The sequence below is a fragment of the Nonomuraea sp. NPDC049649 genome, assembly GCF_040675175.1.
In the GTDB taxonomy this organism is placed as follows: Bacteria; Actinomycetota; Actinomycetes; order Streptosporangiales; family Streptosporangiaceae; genus Nonomuraea.
The window spans coordinates 94,510-114,888 of sequence record NZ_JBFAOH010000001.1 but is presented as its reverse complement, the minus strand read 5'-3'; the positions used below and the strand labels follow the sequence as shown (position 1 = coordinate 114,888).

The window sequence follows — 20,379 nt, the reverse complement described above, 5'->3', positions numbered from 1 at the left end:
CAGGACCAGGCCTGCCGAATACCTTCGATATCAGCAAGAATCCCCCGGCGGAGCTCCAGATTGGGCGACCCGGAGCCGCATGGCGAATTTCGAGGGCGTCGTCCGCACGGGCGCCAACCGGCGGACGCACCCGTTCCTCCATCTCTTCCGAATCCCTTTCGATTCGACAAAGGACGGCATGATGAGCAAGTTTCCCAAGGTGACCGGTCGTGACATGCGTGGTGTCATGGCGTATCCGCCTACTCCGGCGCTGCCGGGGGCTGAGCGGGTGGACGCGGTGGACACGGTGGATCTGGCCGAGACCGAGCGGATGGTTCGTACGCTGATCGCCGATGGCGTGGATGCGATCGCGTTGAACGGCACGCTGGGGGAGTGCGCGACGCTGACGCTGGAGGAGTGGAAGGCGTTCGCGGGGTGTGTGGCCGAGACGGTGCGGGCGGTGGATCCGGATTTTCCGGTGTTCATCGGGGCGACGACGTTGAACACGCGTGACACGGTGGCGCGGATGCGGTTCCTGGCGGATTTGGGGGTGACCGGGACGTTGCTGGGGCGGCCTATGTGGGGGTTCATGGTGGGGCCGATCATGGAGCGGTTCTACCGTGATGTGGCTGAGGCGGTGCCTGAGCTGGCGATCGTGGTGTATGACAACACGGCGGCGTTCGGGGGTGTCATTCCGCGTGGTGTGTATCGGGCGTTGGTGGAGCTGCCGCAGGTGGTGGCGGTGAAGTATGCGGGTGGGGCGTCGGTGGGGTTCCGGTATCACAACGATATGGCGCATACGGGGACGTGTTTTCCGTTGATGCCGATCGAGACGGATTGGTTGCCGGCGTGGGAGATGTATGGGGAGGAGCTGGTGGGGATGGCGTGGTCGTCGACGACTGCGTGTGGTCCGGCTCCGGTGCTGGCGTTGCGGGATGCGTTGCGTGAGGGGCGTATCGAGGACGCGAAGTGGCTGACGGAGCGGCTGCGGTGGGCGCATGAGCCGTTCTTGGTGGGTCAGGACTTCATGGAGTTTTCCAAGTACAACATTCCGTTGGAGAAGATCCGGGTGAATGAGGCGGGTTACATCCGGGTGGGTAAGTGTCGTCCGCCGTATACCGAGGATCTGGTGCCGGACAGGCATGTTCAGGACACCAAGGATCACATTGCTCGGTATAGGCAGGTGGTCAAGGAGGTTGCTGACCGTCTGGGTCGTACGCACACCTATCCCGAGGAGGGCTGACGGATGGCTATGCCTGGTGTCAGCGCAGGCGTCGAACAGATGCTGCGGGAGATGCGGGAAGGCGTCCCGGAGGGCCGGGTTCCCGCCCGGATCTTCAATGATCGGGAGATCTACGAGCTGGAGCTCGAGAGGGTTTTCGGCAAGGCCTGGTGCTTCCTCGCGCACGAGTCGGAGATTCCGCGACCAGGAGACTACGTCACCCGTTACATCGGGAATAACAACATCATCGTCGCGAGGGATGAGAAGGGTGAGATTCACGCCCACCTGAACATGTGCCGCCACCGCGGCAACATGATGTGCAAGTCCGAGATGGGGAACGCATCCCATTTCCGGTGCTCCTACCACGGGTGGGTCTACAAGAACTCCGGCGAGCTGATCGGCGTGCCGTACTTCAACGAGGCCTACGAGCGCAAGCTGCAGCGCAAGGACTGGGGCCTGGTGAAGGTTCGGATCGACAGCTACGGCGGCTTGATCTTCGGCACGCTCGATCCCGACGCCGAGAGCCTGGCCGACTATCTCGGCGGCTTCCAGTTCTACCTCGACATCTATCTCAAGCAGGGCCTCGGGGGCAGCGAGGTGCACGGCCCGCCGGACCACTGGGTGGCCGAGACCGACTGGAAGATCTGCGCGGAGAACTTCTCAGGCGACGGTTACCACACCCCGGTCGCGCACCAGTTCGGCTTCCACCTCGGCTACTTCGCCTCCTCAGGCGCCACGCACAGCAAGGGCTGGGCGGTGCACATCCCCGGCAAGGGGCATGGCATCGGCCTGGGCCACACTCCGGGGATGCCGCCGTTCTTCGGCTACCCGGACGAACTCGTGAAGCAGATGCACGAGAGTCTGTCGCCCGGGCAGCTGGAGTTGTTCTCGAAGACCCGCACAGCGGTGGGGAACGTCTTCCCGAACCTGTCGTTCCTGATCCAGCCGCTCAGCCTGGAGCCGGGAGATCCCGGCGTCCGCTTCTGCACCATGCGGCTGTACCACCCGGTGGGGCCGGGCCGTATGGAGATGTGGTCCTGGTGCCTGGTGCCCAAGGACGCGCCGCAGGAGTACAAGGAGGCGGCCTACAAGGCGTACACGCTGGCCTTCGGCCAGGCGGGCACGTTCGAGCAGGACGACTTCGAGAATTGGATCAAGGTCACCAAGATGACCGGCAGCACGCTGGCCCGGGGGGTCGACTTCCCCTACATCCAGGGCCTCGACAGGGAGCCGCTGAAGGACTTCCCCGGGCCGGGATACGCGGTCGAGCCGTACGTCACCGAGGACAACTTCCGCAACCTCTGGTCGACCTGGGTCAGGTACATGATGGAAGGGGAGTGACGTGGCGCTGCGGATTCCCCTGGTCGCCCCCGAGATCCGCGACTCGATTCGGGATTTCCTCTACCTCGAGTCGCTCGCGCTGGACGAACGGCGCTTCAGGGACTGGCTGTCGGCTTTCGCCGAGGACGCGCGGTACGAGATCCCGGTGCGGGTGACCCGCGAGAAGCTGGCCGAGTGGGAGCTCTCCCCGACATCCAGGATCTTCGACGACACGAAGCAGACGCTGGAGTTCCGGGTCGAGAGGCTGGAGACCGACTTCGCATGGTCGGAGCAGCCGCCGTCCCGCACCCGGCACTACATCACCAATGTGCTGGTGGAGCCAACGGACAAGGCGGACGAATTCCGGGTGCACTCCAACTGCCTGGTGTACCGCAGCCGAGGCGACGAACCCAACCCCAGCATCTTCTCCGCCCAGCGCAAGGATCTGCTGCGCCGCGCCGGGGACAGCTGGCAGATCGTCCACCGATGGGCGGCGATCGACCAGTCGCTGATCAACGCCCACAACTTGTCGATTTTCATCTGACGTCCGAGGAGGGTTCCGTGGACCAGGACGACGCCCCGGTGGAGAACGGCTCCGGCAGCGGTCTGTTCCAGGTGGGTGAATGGCCGGCTGAGGGCGCGCTGCTCGGCGAGGTGCCGGGCGATGGAGGGCAGGACGGCCCGATCGTCATCAGCAACGAGTTCGCGGACGTGGTGGTGACCCGCGTACGCACGCGCAACGGCGTACGGCTGGACATCTGGTCGCCGCGACGCGGTAGCCGGATCCAGCTGGACGCCGTGGAGCTGGACTGCATCAGCTACCAGTCCAAGGAGACCTTCACCGAGATGCTCAGTCGGAGGCCCGGGGGATGACGGCTCGGCTCGCCGGGCCGCCGTCGCCCGTGAAAAGGCGGAGGCAGAAGATGCAACAGGCACCGGAACGGTACGTCGGGAAGGCCGTCCGGCGACGGGAGGACCCGAGGTTCCTGACGGGGCGCGGGGTGTTCCTCGACGACCGGAACCTCCCGGGTCAACTGCACGCCCATTTCGTCCGTGCCTCCCAGGCCCACGCCAGAATCCTCGGCGTCGACGTCGAGCCGGCCCTGGCCGTACCCGGAGTGGTCCGGGTGCTCACCGCGGCGGACCTCGGCGGCCAGGTGCGACCCATCCCGTGGGTCCGCCGCCCGCCGGAGCCCGGCGCCGAGCTTCCCGGGCAGTCGGCCCCGCCCGCGCCGCTGCCACCGCTGAAGCTGCTGACCGACGACGTCGTGCGGTGGGCCGGTGAGCCCATCGCGGTCGTCCTCGCCGAGTCGGCCGCGGCGGCGGCCGACGGGGCCGAGGCGGTCGAGGTCGCCTATGACCCGCTTCCCGCGGTCTGCCTGGTCGAGGAAGCCGTGGCAGAGGGCGCCCCCGCGCTCCACGAGGGGTTTCCCGACAACTGCCCGTTCCGCACCAGGTACAAGGGCGGGACGCCTGAGGCGGCGTTCGAGGCGGCCCCCCACCGGCTACGGCGCCGCTTGGTCAACCATCGGGTCGCGCCGTTCGTCATGGAACCCCGGGGTGTGCTGGCCTCCTACGACCCCCATCAGGAGACGCTGGACATCTGGATCAGCACCCAGCGGCCGCACCACTCCCGGTTGATGTACGGCCAGGTGCTGGGGCTGCCCGAGCACAAGATCCGGGTCAGCGCGGGCGACGTCGGAGGCGCCTTCGGAGCCAAGGAGCCGATGTATCCGGACGAGGCCGTCGTGGCGTTCGCGTCCAAGGCGGTGGGCCGGCCGGTGAAGTGGGTCGAGGATCGAACCGAGCACTTCCTGGCCACCACCCATGGCCGGGACCAGGTCGCCGACCTCGAAGTGGCCTTCGACGACGACGGTGTGATCACCGCTATGCGGGGCCGGGTGTTCGGCAACATGGGCGCCTACCTCTATCCGAACAGCTACGGCACTATCAGTGGCCGGACCGGCCCGCTGCTGCCGCAGAGCTACCGGATGGGCAGCATCGACGTGGAAGTGGTGGGCGTCTTCACCAACACCACGCCGACCGGGCCCTACCGCGGCGCGGGACGCCCCGAGGCCACGTACTACACCGAGCGGCTCATCGACGAGGTGGCCGCGGAACTGGGCCTGGACCCGGCCGAGGTGCGCCGGCGCAACTACGTCCCGGTCGAGGCGATGCCGTGGCGCACCCCCACCGGTCTCGAATACGACAGCGGCGACTACGCCAAGGCGCTGGACCTGGCCCTGGCGGAGATCGGTTACCAGACGGTGCGCGAGCTGCAGCGGACCGGCGCCGGAGACGGCCGCCTCATCGGCGTGGGCATCGGATCGTACGTCGAGATCGGCGGTGTGACACCGTCGGCCCTCGCCCCGCTCGAAGGCTCGCCGGGGCTGTGGGAGAGCGCGCACGTCAAGGTGCATCCATCCGGCAAGGTGGCCATCTCGCTCGGCACGTGCGGCCACGGCCAGGGTCATGAGACGACGTTCGCCCAGATCGCGGCCGACGCCCTCGGGCTGCCCTACGACGACATCGCGATCATCTACGGGGACACGGAAACGTCGCCGTTTGGCTTCGGCACCTTCGGCTCGCGCAGCGCCGCGGTCGGCGGAACCGCGATCCTGATGGCCTGCCGGAAGGTGATCGAGAAGGCGCGCCGCCGCATGGCGTATCTGCTGGAGGCGGACGAGGAGGATGTCGAACAGGTGCCGGGCGGGTTCCAGATCAAGGGCATGCCCTCGACGAGGATCTCGTTCGCCGAACTGGCCGCCAAGGCGCTCATGCTGACCAAGCCGCTGCCGGACGGCGAGGATCCGGGGCTGGACGCCATCGCCTACTTCGACCCGCCCAACTACACGTTCTCCTCGGGCACGCACGCCTGCGTGGTGGAGGTTGATCGCGAAACCGGAAAGATCGAGATCACGGACTTCGTGGCCGTGGACGACTGTGGCACGGTGATCAACCCGCTGGTGGCCGAGGGACAGGTGCACGGCGGGGTCGCCCAGGGCATCGCCCAGGCGCTGTACGAACGCATCGTCTACGCCCCCGACGGTCAGCCGATGACCGCGTCGCTGATGGACTACGCGGTGCCGAACGCGCGCCAGATGCCCGCAATCCGTACGGCGAGCGTCTCTTCGCCGACGCCCGTCAACCCCATCGGGGTCAAGGGGATCGGCGAGAGCGGGGCCATCGGCTCGACGCCCGCGGTCGTCAACGCCGTCATGGACGCGCTGCGCCAGGTCGGCGTGGAACATCTGGACATGCCGCTGACCCCCGAGCGCGTCTGGGCCGCGATCACGTCGGCCGGGTCGTCCGGGCCCGTCGGGCCGGTTGGGTAGGGAGGGTGCCAATGGACCCCCTGGAACTGGTGAAAGCGCATCTCCGCGCGGAGGACGAGCGGGACGTCGAGGCCGTGCTCGCGACCTTCACGGACGACTGCGTCTACCGGATCCCGGCCTACGACCTGGATCTGCGGGGCAAGAAGGAGATCGGCGAGTTCTACACGTCGATGTTCCAGTCGTTTCCGGATTTCGTGAACGAGTCGGAGACCTATCACGTCTCGGAGCGGGCGGTCTTCGTCGAGATCGTGACCCGGCGGACCCACGAGGGGATGTGGCGGTCCTTCTCCCCGACCGGCCGCCAGTTCCGCACCACCTCGCTCGCGCAGTTCCCCATCGCGGAGGACGGGCTGCTCGGCGGAGAGATCGTGCACGTGAATCCGGTCGACGCGCTCTACAAGATCGGCGCCCTGCCGAACAAGGACCTGTTCGACACCGTGAAACGGTTCAGGCCACTGGTCCAGCGGGTCGCGCTCGTGACCGGCGCCTCCCGGGGGATCGGGGCGGCGATCGCGTCGGCGCTCGCGGTGGCCGGCGCGCACGTCGCCATCGCGGGCAGGGACAGGGCGTCCCTGGCGGAATCCGCCGAGCAGGTGCGGTGCGGTGGCACCCACGTCGAGGTGCTCGAGGGCGACGTGACCGACACCGCCACCTGCCGCCGCCTCGTACAGGAGACCGTCGAGCGGTTCGGCCGGCTGGACATCCTCGTGAACGCCGCCGGCGGCACACTTCGCGGCCCCGCCCTGGACGTCACGGAGGCGAGCTGGGACGCGATCCAGACGCTGAACCTGAAATCCACGTTCTTCACCTCGCAGGCGGCGGCGCGGGTGATGGGTGAGCAGGAGGACGGCGGCTCGATCATCAACGTCGCATCCCTCAACGGGGTCGTCGGCAACGCCTGGGCGGCGAGCTACGCGGCGAGTAAGGGTGGTGTCGTCCAGCTCACCAAAAGCCTTGCTCTCGAGTGGGCCGGCAAGGGCATCAGGGTCAACGCGATCGGTCCGGGAATGATCGACACCCCCATGACCGCACCGCTGCAGGAGGACCCGGAGCGCATGTCCCGGCTGCTGAGCCACATCCCCATGGGACGGTTCGGCCGGCCGTACGAGCTGGGCGGGGTGGCCGTCTTCCTCGCCTCCAGCGCGTCTGCCTACATGACGGGGCAGGTCGTCTACGTGGACGGCGGCTATCTCTGTGTCTGAGCAGGACGCTGGCTCCGGGGTGTCGCTGGCCGGCCGCTGCTTCATCGTGACCGGCGCCGCCAACGGCATCGGCAGGGCGTGCGCCATCGAGGCGGCGCGGCACGGCGCGACGGTGACCCTTGCCGACCGGGACGAGGCAGGGCTCGCGGCGACCGCCGCAGAGATCGAGAGCATGAGTGCCGAGGCCTGCACGGTGGTCACCGACGTGACCGAGGAGTCCCAGTGCGCGCGGCTCGCGACGGCGGCCTGCGAGCGTTTCGGTCGTCTGGACGGCGCCGTGCTGGCCGCCGGAATCGCCCGGCAGGTGCCGTTCCTGGAGATGAGCCGGGAGCAGTGGGAGCAGATGCTGGAGGTGCATCTCACCGGAGGTTTCCTCTGCCTCCGGGAGACCGCCCGGATCCTGGTCCGGCAGAGACAGGGCGGGTCGCTGGTGTACATCGCCTCATCGGTCGCCGCCGGGCTGGGTCCGCTGCGCCAGGCGCACTACGTCGCGGCCAAGGCCGGGGCGCTCGGCTTGGTTCGGGCCGTGGCGCGCGAGCTCGGACCGTACGCCATCCGTGTCAACGCGGTGGCGCCGGGCTTCACCAGGACAGACTTGAACACCGGCCTGTTCAGTGACGAGGACGTCCGGCAGCGGGAGGCGAACACCCCGCTGGGCCGGGTCGCCGAAGCCGGCGACGTGGCCGACGCGGTGATGTTCCTCCTCGGTGACAGCAGTGGGTTCATGACAGGTCAGACGCTCCACGTCAACGGCGGCACCCACATGCCGTAACCATGCTCTGGTACGTACGATGACCAATCAGCTCATCTGTCCCTGCGCGTGCTGAACAGCGCTGGCCTGCTCGCGCATGCGCGGGACGGCGGCGGCTGCATCGCAGGGTTGGGAGAATCCTCATGACGACCGGCGTCCCCGCCCGTTCGACGGTCCCGGCTACCGCCGGGCGTGCTGCGCTCAAGCTCGTCGCCGTCCTGCTGGTGGCCAGTTGCCTGCGTCCGGCCCTGACCTCCGTCGGGCCGGTCCTCGACCTGATCGGCGCTGACGCCGGGCTGGGCAACACCGCGCTGGGCGTCCTCGGCGCCCTGCCTCTGCTGGCCTTCGCGCTCCTGTCGCCACTCGTCCACCTGCTCAGCCGCCGCTTCGGCGCCGACCCGGTGATCTTGTGGGCGATGGCGGCGCTGGCGGCCGGTACCGCCCTGCGTTCGCTGCCGGGCCTCGCATGGCTGTGGGCCGGAACCGTCGTGGTCGGCGGGGCGATCGCCGTCGGCAACGTGCTCGTCCCCGCAGTCGTGAAACGTGACCATCCCGGCGACCTCTCGCGCGTCACCGGCATCTACACGGCTGTCATGACGGGTTTCGCGGCGCTGGCGTCAGGCGTCGCCGTGCCGATCGCCGCCGCGACCGGGGGCGGCTGGCGCTGGTCGCTGGCGGTCTGGGCCGGTCTTGCGCTGGTGGCGGCGGCGGTCTGGGCGATGCGCATGCGCGACTCGTACACCCCCACGGCTCTCAGCGTCGAAACGGAGGCCGCCCCGCGGGACAGGCCGATGTGGAAGTCGGCCACCGCGTGGCAGGTGACGCTGTTCATGGGACTGCAGTCCACGACGTTCTACCTGCTGGCCACCTGGCTGCCCGCGATCGAAGCCGAACACGGGGTGGACGCGGGCACGGCCGGCTGGCACCTCTTCCTCTACCACGCCGTCGGCATCGCCTCAGGGCTGGCGGTGATCGCCGTCATGGGCCGGAAGGCGGACCAGCGGGCGGCCAGCGTGCTGGTCAGCGTCCCGATGGTGGCCGCGATGGCGGGCATGCTGTGGGTGCCGGGCTGGGCGGTGGTGTGGGCCGTCCTGGCGGGGATCAGCGCGGGGAGCGCCATCGTCGTCGCGCTCGCCCTCATCGGCCTGCGCACCAGGACGCATCTGCACACGACCCGCCTGTCGGGCATGGCCCTGTCGGTGGGGTACGTGCTCGCCGCCATCGGCCCGGTCGCCGCGGGCTGGCTCGCCGACTACAGCGGCACCTGGACGCCTGTCCTCGTGCTCGTCGCCGTACTCGCGCTCGCGCAGGTGTACGTGGCGCTCCTGGCGGGCCGCGACCGCTACACCCACCCGGAGGCGGCGGCGATCAGGTGACGCTATGGCGCATCGGGGACCCTTCGCGAGGACTCGCTGTCCGCCGCCCCCGCGCACGTACTGGCCGCCCTGCACTGCTGTGTTGATCAAGATGTGACGATGGCGAAGTCCGGCGTGGGTTGCTCCAGGACAGCGGTCAGCCGCTGCAGGGCGTTCTCGGCGCCGTGGCTGAGGCGGGTGTAGGCCTGAGCCAGCAGACGGCGGCGGAGTCGCCGGGGTCGGCGAAGACGGCGTGGTTGAGCAGGGTGGCGGCGAAACGCAGGTCGCCTTCGTTGAGGTAGCGGTCGGCCAGGGCGACGACGGCGGAGATGCCGCCGAGAAGCTCGACGTAGCGGCGGGCCAGCTCGACCGGCGGGTGCTCCCACAGGTGGGCGGGGTTGCCGTCGAACCAGCCGAGGTAGCGCTGGTAGATCGCCTCGACGTTATGGCTGACCGAACCGTAGGAGCCGTGGGCGTGCCAGGCATGCTCCAGGGCGGGCGGCAGCTGGATGGCTTCGGCGATCTCGTCGCCGGTCATGCCGCGGTTGAACATGCGCAGGGTCAGGACGTTGTGCAGGTTGTGGGTGCCGACCACCATCGCCCGCCCCAACTGCGGGGCACCACCGACAAGTTCGCCGCCCGCCTGTTCGACACCGGCGTCACCCGCACCCACGCCCTGGTGATCGCCTCCTTCGTGCGCGGCCTGTCCGTGCGGGGCGTCGAAAGCGCACTGGCTGGCGTGGGCCAGGCCGATGGCGAGCGTAGCCTTGCCGACGCCGGGCTGCCGATGAAGATCACGTTGATGGCGTCGTCCAGGAAACGCAACGAGGCCAGCTCACGGATGACAGCTTCCTCCAAGCCGGGCTGGGCGGACAAGTCGTAGTCCTCAAGGCTCCAGGGTGCGGGCAGGCTGGCGAAGCGTAGGTCGTTGTCGGCCCGGCGGGCTGCGCTGGCGCTGGCTTGCAGGCCCAGCAGCCGCTCCAGGGCTTCCAGGACGGACAGGTTCTCCTGGCGGGCGGCGTCCAGCAGTTCGAGCAGCGCGGTGGGGCGGAGTTCAGTTTGAGGTCGGCCAAGTGGCCGTGCAGCCGCGTCCCATGTCTGACAGCAGACTGACAAAGAGGGGAGAGGCCGATCGTCCCGAGGCGGCCAAGCCGTGTGCGCGGCTGCGAGCTGAGAGCGTCAGCCGAGCAGGTGCAGTACTCGCTCGGCCTGGCGTTCGGTGGTGCCGATCGGATTGTGAGGTGTCGCCGGTCCATCCGGGCCGAGCTGAAGAAACCAGCCCAGCGCGATCAGGCGGCGAAAACCCCGCACCCGCTCGGCCTCATTGGGGGCGATGTCGAGATGGGCCAGGAGCTCGTCGCCGTCGAGATGGCCGTCGACGCGAGAGATATGCTCGGCTACCTCGCCGATCTCGAATGCGCGATCATTACGGCCGGAGTCTTCCCAGTCGATGAGCCGCACCCGGCACTCCTGGTCATCGCACAGGTAGTTCGCGCGGTTCCCGTCTGCCAGCCCGAGGACGGGCGGATGCGGGTTTGTCACGAGCTTGTCGGGGTCCGTGGACGCCAGCCAGGCGGCTCCCGCTTGATAAGCCTTGCGCACAAGGGGGTCTTCGCCGAGGTTGGGCTGCTTGTCGGCCCATGCACGGTATTTGTCCACGGCTAGAGCAGGGTTCCACGGGGCGGGCTCGACCGTCTCCACCACCCGGGTAGGGATGGCCTGGTGCAGCCAGTTCAAAGCAGCGGCCATCGCCCTGATCTGCTCGTCAGTGGCGTCTTGGCCGCGCAGGACACGACCGGGCAGCCTGGTCATCACGATCATGGGCGGATCGGCGTCGAGCGCGGCTTCCACCGGGGCGGGGGCAAGACCGGGTGCGTATTCGGCCAAGAGCGTCAGCGCGGCCCATTCCCGGTGGGGTTCTCCTCGACCCCATGACGCGTATCGCTTGGTTACGACGTCGTCGCCGAGTTCGATGTTATGGGTGCTGAATCGGTCGGCCATGCGGTCGCTTCGCCCTTTCTGCCCCTGGGCTGGAGGACGTGGTTCTCCAGGTATGCCCTCCCGAGAGGAAGGGAAGGGCATGAGGCTACCGCACGTCACGGCCGTCATCAGATGCAGAGGAGGAATCGATCGCGCCAGGTGCCGGCCAGACGGCGGTGCACCACCTGGCCGGCACCTGGCATGGTCACTGTGCCCACAGTGCCCGGACGGCTGTGATCACTCCTTTGACCTGGTCGTCTGTCATGGCGGGGTAGCAGGGCAGCGACAACTGCCGGGCGGCGGCCTCGGTCACCGGCAAGGGACGGGTGGCGCTGCCGGAGTAGGCATGCAGGGTGTGGACGGGGCGGAAGTGCTGACTGGTCGCGATCGTGTACCGGGTCCGCAGCCGCTCGCTTCCCGCTGCCTACGGGCCAGCTGGGCCGATCATGCAAAAGACCAGGTCACCGCTGGTCTCGGCGGCGCGCCCTGCAGGATTCGAACCTGCGACCGTCGGATTAGAAGTCCGGTGCTCTATCCAGCTGAGCTAAGGGCGCTCTCGCCTTATTGTGCATGATCCGGCGACGTGTCATGCACACGTTTTCACCGTGTCAGCCCCGCCTCACCGCCCTCGTCCCCCCTGTCTGCCACAGTTCTCCCCGCACATCCCCCCAAACGGCAACAAAACTCCCGGCGGGCGGGCCGGGGGAGGCCCTATGCTGTCGTGCCATGTTCGCGACGCTCCTGCATGAGGTTCCGCTGCAGGGCGGGGATGTGACCGATGGCGTGGTGCGCGTCGGTGACACGGTGCGCAGGCCGGTGAGGTCGACGACGCCTGCTGTGCATGCCCTGCTCCGCCACCTGGAAGCCGCCGGCTTCGGGGGAGCGCCGCGCGTACTCGGGTTCGACGAGCTGGGGCGGGAGATGCTCACCTACCTGCCGGGCACCACGGGGGTGAACGCCGTCTCCGTCTCGGACGGTGCGCTGGCTGATCTGGCGCGGTTGCTGCACGGGTTCCACGACGCGACCCGGGGGTTTCCGCTCGACGGCGGCGGGTGGGTCGCCGGGTCGAACGAGGACGCGCCGCCGGAGGTGATCGGTCACTGCGACCTGACCCCGGCCAACGTGGTGTTCGCGGACGGGGTCCCGTACGCGATGATCGACTTCGATCAGGCGCGGCCGACGACGCGGCTGTTCGACGTGGTGACGACGCTGCGCCACTGGGCGCCGATCGCGGATCCGGTCGATCGGCATCCGCTGCTGCGCGAGGTGAACGTGGGGGAGCGGCTGCGGCTGTTCTGCGACGCGTACGGGGTGCGGCCGCGGGATCGGCGGCGGCTGCTGGAGGTGGCGCGGTTGCGGTTCCATCGCTCGTACGAGGTCATGAAGGCGAGGGCGGCGGGCGGCGGGAACTGGGCGCGGATGTGGGCCGACGGCGCGGGCGAGCGGATCCGGCGGGCGTCCGCCTGGCTGGACGCCTCCGAGGACGGGCTCCATGCCTACCTGGTGTCATGAGAGCTGATCGGGCCGCCGGGCTGGCGCTGGGGGTGGCGCTCGACGCCGTGTTCGCCGACCCCAGGAGGGGGCATCCGGTCGCGCTGTTCGGGCGGGCGGCGTCGTGGCTGGAGCGCTGGATGTACGGGGACGCGCGGGCGAAGGGCGCCGCGTATGTGACGGTCTGCGTGGGGGCGGCGGCCGGGGCGGGGCTGCTGGCGGAGCGGGTACGGAATCCGCTGGCGCGTACGGCGCTGACCGCGGCCGCCACCTGGGCGGTGCTGGGCGGGACGTCCCTGGCCCGGGAGGGCGCCCTCATGGCGTCGGCCCTGGAGGCGGATGATCTGCGGGCGGCCCGGGAGCGGCTGCCGCACCTGTGCGGGCGCGACCCGTCGGAGCTGGAGGCGCCGGGCCTGGCCAGGGCGACGGTGGAGTCGCTGGCCGAGAACACCTCCGACGCGGTGGTGGCGCCGCTGTTCTGGGGCGCGGTGGCGGGGGTGCCGGGGCTGCTGGCCTACCGGGCGATCAACACGCTGGACGCGATGGTGGGTCACCGGTCGCCGCGGTACGAGCGCTTCGGGTGGGCGGCGGCGCGGCTGGACGACGTGGCGAACTACGTGCCCGCCCGGCTCACGGGGCTCCTCACCGTGCTGGCCGCGTCCGACCGGAGGAAGGCGCTGGACGTGCTGCGGCGGGACGGGCACCGCCATCCGAGCCCGAACGCCGGGCGGTGCGAGGCCGCGTTCGCGGGCGCGCTGGGCGTCACGCTCGGCGGCACGAACGTGTACGGGGGCAGGGTCGAACATCGGCCGGCCATGGGCGACGGACCTCAGCCCGAGACCCGCGACATCCGGCGGGCGGTCCGGCTGACCCGGGCGGTGGGCCTGGCGGCGGCCGGCGCGGCGGTGCTGGCCGCGTGGGCCGTGCGGCGTCAGGCCCGCTGAAGGAGCGGGGGACGAGGCTCGCGGGCCGATGGAGATAGCGGTCGTACTGCTTGACGGTGCATGTGCGGCTGGCCCGCGCTGGTGGTAGCTGACCGGCGAGACCTATCTCAGGACGCGGGCGGGCGGGCCCTCGCTCATCACCCGGCCGGCGTCCAGGAGGAGGCAGTGGTCGGCGGCGAGGGCGGGGCGCATGTCGTGGGTCGCCAGCACCACCGTCACGCCCGCTTCTCTGATCGCCGCCGCCACATGGTCGCGGGCGGCGGCGTCGAAGCCGGTGGCGGGCTCGTCCAGGAGGAGCAGGTCCGACTCCTGGGCGAGGCCCTGGGCGACCAGGACGCGCTGGCGCTGCCCGCCGGACAGGGCGCCGAGCGGGCGGGCGGCCAGGCCGGCGATGTCCAGGCGGGTCAGGCAGGCGTCGACCACCGCGCGGTCGTGGGCTGACGGGCGCCGCCACGGGCCGAGGTGCGCCCAGCGGCCCATCGCGACGGTCTCGCCGACCGTGATGGGCAGGGTGTCGGGGGCCTCGCTGCGCTGGGTCACGAACGCCGGGCGGTGCGCGTGCCGCCGCGTCACCGAGCCGGACGACGGGGCGATCACGCCCGCCAGGACGGCGAGCAGCGTGGATTTTCCCGATCCGTTCGGGCCTGTCACGGCCGTCACCATGCCTGCCGGGAATCGGGCTGTGACCTCGTGCAACACCGTGCGGCCCGGATAGCCCGCCACCAGATCGGTCACCTCTATGGCCGTCATTCCGCCACCTCTCACTTGAAAGTGATAACGGTTTTCATTGTAAGGTGCGGGTCATGGAATGGTGGTACGGGCCTTTCGAGGTGTCCTTCGTACGGAACGCGCTGTGGGCGTCGGTCCTCGTGTCGCTCGTGTGCGCCTTGGCGGGCACCTGGGTGGTGCTGCGCGGGATGGCGTTCCTCGGCGACGCGATGTCCCACGGGATGCTGCCGGGCGTCGCGCTGGCCTCGCTGCTCGGCGGTGACGTGGTGGCGGGCGGGGCGACGGCGGCGATCGCGATGGCGGCCGGGGTGAGCGTGCTGGGCCGCTCGCGGCGGCTGTCGCAGGACACGAGCATCGGGCTGCTGTTCGCGGGCATGCTCGCGCTCGGCGTGATCATCGTGTCGCACTCGCGGTCGTTCGCGGTGGATCTGACCGGGTTCCTGTTCGGCGACGTGCTGGCGGTACGGGGCCGGGACCTGGGCTATCTGGCCGGGGCGCTGGCGGTGGCGGCGCTGGTGGCGGCGCTCGGGCACCGGATGTTCGTGGCGCTGGCCTTCGACCCGCGCAAGGCGAGCACGCTCGGGCTGCGGCCCCGGCTGGCGCAGGCGCTGCTCGTCGGGCTGGTGACGCTGGCCATCGTGGCGTCGTTCCACGTGGTCGGCACGCTGCTGGTGTTCGGTCTCCTGGTCGCGCCGCCCGCGGCGATGGCGCTGTGGGCCCGGCGCATCCCGATGATCATGGCGGGGGCGGCGCTGCTGGGCATCGTCGCCGCCGTGCTGGGGCTGCTCCTGTCCTGGCATCTGGGGACGGCCGCCGGGGCGACCATCGCGGCGGTGGCCGTGGCCGAGTTCTTCGTCTCGGCGCTGGCGTACCGGGTGGCCCGGTGAGGCGGTGGGGCGCGGCGCTGGCCGCGCTGATCGCGCTCGCCGGGTGCGGCCCCGACGCCGCGGAACCGCAGCCGCACGGGTACGTGGCCGGGGCCGAGGAGACGGCCGAGCCGCAGCACCGGCTGGTGCTGGCGGACGACTCCGCCGTGTACGTGCTCGACCTGATCACCGAAGACGTGACCGAGGTCGCGCGGCTCGGGGGGATCACCGGGGTCGAAGGGGACGGGCGGTTCGCGTACGTCGCGCACGGCGCGGGGGCGCTGCGCGTCGTCGACAGCGGGGCGTGGACCGTCGACCACGGGGACCACGTGCACTACTACCGCGCCGCGCCCCGGGACCTCGGCTCGGTGGACGGGCGGCGGGTGCTCTCCGGTGACGGCGTGGTGGCGGTGTCCGGTGACGGCGGCACGCGGCTGCTGGATCGGGCGCGGCTGGAGAAGGGGGACATCTCGTGGCTCGGGTCCGTCCCGTACGAGAGCGCGCTGCCCTTCCGGGACCGGCTCTACGTGCCGGTGGACGGTGGCATCGAGGTCCTCACCCGTGAGGGCTCGCCCGCCGGGCGGGCGGGAGAGTGCCGGGAGCCGCGCGGCGCGGCGGTCACGGGCCGGGGCGCCGTCTTCACCTGTTCCAGCGGTGCCCTTCTCATCGGCCGTGACGACGTACGCACGATCCACCCGGAGCTGGAGTGGGGGCCGGCGGGAAGGGCCGGAGGGCTTCACGGGCGGCCCGGGAGCAGTGTGCTGGCCGGTCCGGCGCGGAACGGCGGGGTGTGGGTGCTCGACGCCGACGCCGGGGAGTGGCGCTTCCTGGACACCGGGCCCGTCACCGCGGTCGCCGCCGCGGGGCCGGAGGAGCCGGTGCTCGTCCTCACCCCGGACGGGGTGTTGCGGGGCTGGGACTACGCGAGCGGCAGACAGGTGAGCGAGCGGCGCCTGCTGACGAGACCCGACGAGCGGGCCGTCATCCAGGCCGACCAGGCGCGCGCCTACGTCAGCGACCCCGCCGGGCGGGCCGTGCACGAGATCGACTACCGCGACGGCCTGCGCCGCGCCCGCACCTTCCCTCTCGGGTTCACGCCCGCCCACCTGGTGGAGACCGGCCGATGAGAGTGCTGCTGCTCGTCCTCGCCCTGGTGCTGACCGGCTGCGCGGACGGCGGGCCGCGCCGCCCGGAGGTGGTCGTCACCACGAACATCCTCGGCGATGTCACCCGCATGATCGCCGGCGACGAGGCCGAGGTGACCGTGCTGATGCGGCCCGGCGCCGACCCCCACTCCTTCGGCGTCTCCGCCCGGCAGGCCGCCGCGCTCGAACGGGCCGCGCTGATCGTCTACAACGGCCTCGGCCTGGAGGAGGGCGTGCTCCGCCACGTCGGCGCGGCCCGGGAGGCGGGCGTGCCGGCGCTGGCCGTCGCCGAGGCCGCCGACCCGCTCCGCCACCCCGGCGGCCAGGCGGACCCGCACTTCTGGACGGACCCGCGCCGCATGCTCAAGGCCGTCGACGCGATCTCCGCCGCGGTGCAGCGGGTGGCGGGCGCCGACCCGGCCGCCGTCCGGGCGAACGCCGCCGCGTACCGGCGGGAGGTCGAGCGGCTGGACGCCTGGATGGAGCGGAGCCTCGCCGCGATCCCGCCGCACCGCCGCGACCTGGTCACCGACCATCACGTGTTCGGCTACTTCGCCGATCGGTACGGGTTCCGCGTCGTCGGCGCCGTCATCCCCGGCGGCACCACGCTCGCCTCGCCCAGCGCCGCCGACCTGGAGCAACTGGCTGGGACCATCCGCGAGCACGACGTGCCCGCGATCTTCGCCGGCTCGTCCCAGCCCGACCGGCTCGCCCGCGTCCTCGCCGAGGAGGCCGGGGTGCGGGTGCGGGTGGTCCACCTGTTCACCGAGTCCCTGACCGCGCCGGGCAAGGGCGCGGACACCTATCTCACCCTGATGCGCGCCAACACCGGCGCCATCGTCGACGCCCTCACCGAAAGGAACGCCTCATGAAGCGCACCTCTCTCCTGCTTCTCGCCGCCGCGCTGCTGGCCGGCGGGTGCGGCACGGCCCAGCCGGCCGCCGCCCCCGCCGGGGCCGTCCAGACGCAGGCCGCCCCGGTCAAGGAGCCGCTGGTCCTCACGTACGACGGCGGGCTGTACGTGCTCGACGGCGACACGCTGAAGGTGGCGGAGGACATCCCGCTGCCGGGGTTCAACCGGGTCAACCCGGCCGGCGACGACCGGCACGTGCTCGTCTCGACCGCCACGGGGTTCCGCGTGCTCGACGCGGTCACGCCGGAGCTGAAGGACGACGAGTTCACGGGGGACAAGCCCGGCCACGTCGTCCGCCACGCGGGCAAGACGGTGCTGTTCTCCGACGGCACCGGCCAGGTCACCGTCTTCGACCCGCACGACCTGGCCGATGGACTTCCCGAGGGCGAGACGTACCAGGCCGCCGCGCCGCACCACGGCGTGGCCCTGCAGCTCGCGGACGGCGAGCTGGTGGTCACCCTCGGTACGGAGGAGGAACGGAAAGGCATCCTCGTCCTCGACCGCGACCGCAAGGAGATCACCCGGAGCGAGGACTGCCCCGGCGTGCACGGCGAGGCCACCGCCGAGGGGGAGGCCGTGGTCGTCGGCTGCGAGGACGGCGTCCTCGTCTACCGCGACGGGAAGATCACCAAGGTCGAGAGCCCCGACAGGTACGGGCGGATCGGCAACCAGGCGGGCACCGGCAACTCGCCGATCGTGCTCGGCGACTACAAGAAGGACCCGGACGCCGAGCTGGAGCGGCCCGAGCAGGTCTCCCTGATCGACACCCGTACGGGCGAGCTGCGGCTGGTCGACCTCGGCACCAGCTACAGCTTCCGCTCGCTGGCCCGCGGCCCGCACGGTGAGGCGCTGGTCCTCGGCACCGACGGCGCGATCCACGTCATCGACGCGGAGAAGGGCGAGGTCGTGGCCCGGCACGCGGTGGTCGGGGAGTGGCGGGAGCCGCTCGACTGGCAGCGGCCCCGCCCGGCCCTGTTCGTGCGCGGCCACGTCGCCTACGTGACCGACCCGGCCGGGAAGCGGGTGTACGCGGTGGACGTCGAGTCGGGGCGCACGCTGCGCACGGCCACGCTCCCGGCGTCCCCGAACGAGGTGACGGGCGTCGTGGACGGCCACTGACCAGGGGGCGGGCGCCCGGCCCGCCCCCTGCGCCGGGGCGGTCAGGAGGTGCGGGCCGCGTCCAGCACCTTCTGGGCGTCCCGCTCGAACGAGGCGCGGGCGCCGAGGGTGAGCAGGCCGCCGATCACCATGACGGGCACCAGCGCGTACATGCCGGTGAGCAGCGAGCCGGTCCGTTCGGAGACGATGCCGACGATCAGCGAGCCGAACGCGCCGAAGCCGGTGATCAGCAGTTGCAGCACGGCGAAGCCGAGCCCGCGGGCGCTCGCCGGCACCACGTCCGCCAGGCAGGCGGTCATGTTGGGGATGGCGATCGACATCGAGGTGCTGGCGAGAATGGTCAGCACGGTCAGCCCGGCCAGCGTGTCCATGGAGAGCGCGACGGCCAGGATGAGCGCGCCGATCGTGATGCCTCCGCCGCCGGCGAGCAGGCGGCCGCCCTTGCGGGTGCCGTGCCACCGGCGGCCCAGCCAGGAGCCGATGAGGGTGCCGCTCAGCGTGCCGACGACGGTGATGAGGCCGCTCAGCGACCCGGCGGCGTCGGTGCCGACGCCGAACGAGCGCACCATGAGCGTCGTCATCCAGTAGAAGACGCCCGCCAGGCCCAGGGTGAGCAGGCCGAGGCCGACGCAGACGAAGATCAGCGTGGGGATGCGGATCACCTGGCCGAACTGGGTGCCGAACGGCACCTTGTCGGTCACGGGCACGCTGTCGGGGGTGGGTTCGGGGGTGACGGTCACCTGGTTCTCGGTGCCGGAGCCGCCGGCGATGACCCGGTCCAGCTCGCCCCGGCGCGGCTCGCGCAGGAGCCACACCAGCAGGGCCGTGAGCACGCCGGGGATGACCATGATGAGGAACGTGTTGCGCCAGCCGACGTTGGCCGCCAGCACGCCGCCGATGAGCGTGCCGATGCCGCCGAGGTAGGTGGTGACGCGGACCAGGCCGTAGGCCTTGGCCCGGCTGACGGGCGGGTACCAGTCGGCGAGCAGGCTGCCCGAGGCGGGGTTGTCGATGTTCTCGGCGGCGGCGAGCAGCACCCGCATGGCGAAGAACATGGCGAAGCCGGTCGCCAGGCCGGAGCCCGCGGTGGCGATCGCCCAGATGAAGACGACGACGGCGATGATGCGGGTGCGGCTGCGGCGGTCGGCCAGGTATCCGGCGGGGATGGCCACGACGGCGCCGGCGATCGCGGCGGCGGTGGGGATGGCGCCCGCCGCCACGTCGCTGATGCCCCACTCACTGATGATGTGCGGGAGGACCCCGGACAGGAGGTTGGCCTCGATGCGGTCCACGAGGCCGACGATGAAGAGCACGACGAGCGGCGCCCAGCCGAACGGCGCCGGGGATGAGGCGTCGATCCTGCCGGCGCGAGGCGAGCCCAACGTTCCGAGCATGCCCTACCTTCCCGTAGACAACTCTAGAATCGTGTTCTAGTAAGGGTGGCAGAGATCACATGATTCGTAAATGGGCGATTTCGCCGACGCCGCGCCGTCCCGGGCGGAGTCTCAGCGGGGGTGGACCACGTCCGTGGCCGCGGCGATCATGGCCAGCACCGGGAAGATCGCGTGCGGCGGCACCCGGTAGACGCCGCGCTCCGGCTGCTCGATCAGCCCGGCCGCGCCGAGCGTCTTGAGATGGTGGTAGAGCTGCCCCTGCGAGGCCGGCGACAGCTCGGTCTGCAGCTCGGCGATCGGCCGCGGGCCCCGGACGAGCAGCTGCAGGACGCGGAGGCGCGCGGGATGACCGGCCGCCGCCAGCACGGCCGCCAGCGGGCCGGGCGACTGCTCCACCAGCCAGCCGGGCGGGCGGGCCATCTCCCAGCTCCACCGGTAGCCGCCGAACCTGGCGTGCCCCCCGTACACCAGCCGGCCCGACTCCTCGGCGTCGCCGCCGGTCTCCGGCGCCCGCCCCTCCAGAGCGGCGACCCGGGCCTCCAGCGCCGCCACGCGCTCCTCGATCGTCTCCACAGACGAACAGTACCCGGAAAACCGGAATTCCAGAGTTAACGGATTGCCGGGAACCGGAAGC

At 70.7% G+C, this 20,379-nt stretch carries 20 protein-coding genes, 1 tRNA gene and 1 pseudogene; 14 read left to right on the top strand and 8 right to left on the bottom strand.

From position 1 onward, the window contains the following. Positions 1–79 precede the first annotated feature (79 nt). From AB0J42_RS00565 to AB0J42_RS00530, 8 genes are all read left to right on the top strand, one after another. Positions 80–1,222 carry a dihydrodipicolinate synthase family protein gene (locus AB0J42_RS00565; RefSeq protein ID WP_364286655.1) on the top strand — a complete coding sequence of 381 codons (1,143 nt, stop codon included), beginning with the start codon at positions 80–82 and terminating at the stop codon, positions 1,220–1,222. Between the two features lie 3 nt (positions 1,223–1,225). Further along, positions 1,226–2,542, top strand: coding sequence for an aromatic ring-hydroxylating dioxygenase subunit alpha (locus AB0J42_RS00560; protein WP_364286652.1), 1,317 nt, complete (start codon positions 1,226–1,228; stop codon positions 2,540–2,542). A 1-nt stretch (position 2,543) separates the two neighbouring features. Next, on the top strand, positions 2,544–3,065 hold the full coding sequence (locus AB0J42_RS00555; RefSeq protein ID WP_364286649.1) for a 3-phenylpropionate/cinnamic acid dioxygenase subunit beta: 522 nt from the start codon (positions 2,544–2,546) through the stop codon (positions 3,063–3,065). Positions 3,066–3,082: 17 nt separating this feature from the next. Next, on the top strand, positions 3,083–3,394 hold the full coding sequence (locus tag AB0J42_RS00550; RefSeq protein ID WP_364286646.1) for a hypothetical protein: 312 nt from the start codon (positions 3,083–3,085) through the stop codon (positions 3,392–3,394). A gap of 50 nt (positions 3,395–3,444) precedes the next feature. Beyond that, a complete protein-coding gene (locus AB0J42_RS00545) occupies positions 3,445–5,856 on the top strand; it encodes a xanthine dehydrogenase family protein molybdopterin-binding subunit (RefSeq protein WP_364286643.1) in 2,412 nt (803 codons plus the stop codon). 11 nt (positions 5,857–5,867) lie between these two features. Then, complete coding sequence (locus AB0J42_RS00540) at positions 5,868–7,058, top strand: glucose 1-dehydrogenase (RefSeq protein ID WP_364286640.1); 1,191 nt, start codon at positions 5,868–5,870, stop codon at positions 7,056–7,058. Beyond that, positions 7,051–7,830 carry an SDR family NAD(P)-dependent oxidoreductase gene (locus AB0J42_RS00535; RefSeq protein WP_364286637.1) on the top strand — a complete coding sequence of 260 codons (780 nt, stop codon included), beginning with the start codon at positions 7,051–7,053 and terminating at the stop codon, positions 7,828–7,830. Before AB0J42_RS00540 ends, AB0J42_RS00535 begins: the two co-directional genes overlap by 8 nt. A gap of 122 nt (positions 7,831–7,952) precedes the next feature. Next, positions 7,953–9,185: an MFS transporter gene (locus tag AB0J42_RS00530; protein WP_364286634.1), complete on the top strand. Its 1,233-nt coding sequence runs from the start codon at positions 7,953–7,955 to the stop codon at positions 9,183–9,185. Between the two features lie 155 nt (positions 9,186–9,340). Here AB0J42_RS00530 and AB0J42_RS00525 read toward each other — a convergent pair. The 5 genes and pseudogenes from AB0J42_RS00525 to AB0J42_RS00505 all read right to left on the bottom strand — a co-directional run. Beyond that, a pseudogene (locus AB0J42_RS00525) lies at positions 9,341–9,726 on the bottom strand (alkyl sulfatase dimerization domain-containing protein); the annotation flags it as partial. Then, positions 9,726–10,280: an ATP-binding protein gene (locus AB0J42_RS00520; protein ID WP_364286631.1), complete on the bottom strand. Its 555-nt coding sequence runs from the start codon at positions 10,278–10,280 to the stop codon at positions 9,726–9,728. The pseudogene AB0J42_RS00525 and the gene AB0J42_RS00520, both read right to left, overlap by 1 nt. 63 nt (positions 10,281–10,343) lie before the next feature. Beyond that, complete coding sequence (locus tag AB0J42_RS00515; RefSeq protein ID WP_364286628.1) at positions 10,344–11,165, bottom strand: aminoglycoside phosphotransferase family protein; 822 nt, start codon at positions 11,163–11,165, stop codon at positions 10,344–10,346. Between the two features lie 184 nt (positions 11,166–11,349). Then, positions 11,350–11,550: a DegT/DnrJ/EryC1/StrS family aminotransferase gene (locus tag AB0J42_RS00510; protein WP_364288156.1), complete on the bottom strand. Its 201-nt coding sequence runs from the start codon at positions 11,548–11,550 to the stop codon at positions 11,350–11,352. 74 nt (positions 11,551–11,624) lie between these two features. Next, positions 11,625–11,698 (bottom strand) — tRNA-Arg (locus AB0J42_RS00505). A gap of 172 nt (positions 11,699–11,870) precedes the next feature. Between AB0J42_RS00505 and AB0J42_RS00500 the strand changes: the two genes are divergently transcribed. Next, a complete protein-coding gene (locus tag AB0J42_RS00500) occupies positions 11,871–12,656 on the top strand; it encodes a phosphotransferase (RefSeq protein WP_364286625.1) in 786 nt (261 codons plus the stop codon). After that, positions 12,653–13,579: a cobalamin biosynthesis protein gene (locus AB0J42_RS00495; RefSeq protein WP_364286622.1), complete on the top strand. Its 927-nt coding sequence runs from the start codon at positions 12,653–12,655 to the stop codon at positions 13,577–13,579. Before AB0J42_RS00500 ends, AB0J42_RS00495 begins: the two co-directional genes overlap by 4 nt. A gap of 102 nt (positions 13,580–13,681) precedes the next feature. Here the strand turns inward: AB0J42_RS00495 and aztA are convergent, their stop codons facing one another. After that, a complete protein-coding gene (gene aztA, locus AB0J42_RS00490) occupies positions 13,682–14,329 on the bottom strand; it encodes a zinc ABC transporter ATP-binding protein AztA (RefSeq protein ID WP_364286619.1) in 648 nt (215 codons plus the stop codon). A 53-nt stretch (positions 14,330–14,382) separates the two neighbouring features. Here aztA and aztB point away from each other — a divergent pair, with 53 nt between their 5' ends. Genes aztB through aztD form a run of 4 tightly spaced genes read left to right on the top strand, consistent with a single transcriptional unit; the run spans position 14,383 to position 18,351 of the window. Continuing rightward, on the top strand, positions 14,383–15,195 hold the full coding sequence (aztB, locus tag AB0J42_RS00485; RefSeq protein ID WP_364286616.1) for a zinc ABC transporter permease AztB: 813 nt from the start codon (positions 14,383–14,385) through the stop codon (positions 15,193–15,195). After that, positions 15,192–16,301, top strand: coding sequence for a hypothetical protein (locus tag AB0J42_RS00480; protein ID WP_364286613.1), 1,110 nt, complete (start codon positions 15,192–15,194; stop codon positions 16,299–16,301). The genes aztB and AB0J42_RS00480 overlap by 4 nt, the downstream gene beginning before the upstream one ends. Next, a complete protein-coding gene (aztC, locus tag AB0J42_RS00475) occupies positions 16,298–17,191 on the top strand; it encodes a zinc ABC transporter substrate-binding protein AztC (RefSeq protein ID WP_364286610.1) in 894 nt (297 codons plus the stop codon). Before AB0J42_RS00480 ends, aztC begins: the two co-directional genes overlap by 4 nt. After that, positions 17,188–18,351, top strand: coding sequence for a zinc metallochaperone AztD (gene aztD, locus AB0J42_RS00470; RefSeq protein ID WP_364286607.1), 1,164 nt, complete (start codon positions 17,188–17,190; stop codon positions 18,349–18,351). The genes aztC and aztD overlap by 4 nt, the downstream gene beginning before the upstream one ends. Positions 18,352–18,392: 41 nt before the next feature. Here the strand turns inward: aztD and AB0J42_RS00465 are convergent, their stop codons facing one another. Both AB0J42_RS00465 and AB0J42_RS00460 read right to left on the bottom strand, forming a co-directional pair. After that, positions 18,393–19,745 (bottom strand): MFS transporter, encoded by a 1,353-nt coding sequence (locus AB0J42_RS00465; RefSeq protein ID WP_364286604.1) that lies wholly within the window; start codon positions 19,743–19,745, stop codon positions 18,393–18,395. Between the two features lie 111 nt (positions 19,746–19,856). Further along, positions 19,857–20,318 carry a helix-turn-helix domain-containing protein gene (locus tag AB0J42_RS00460; RefSeq protein WP_364286601.1) on the bottom strand — a complete coding sequence of 154 codons (462 nt, stop codon included), beginning with the start codon at positions 20,316–20,318 and terminating at the stop codon, positions 19,857–19,859. Positions 20,319–20,379 lie beyond the last annotated feature (61 nt).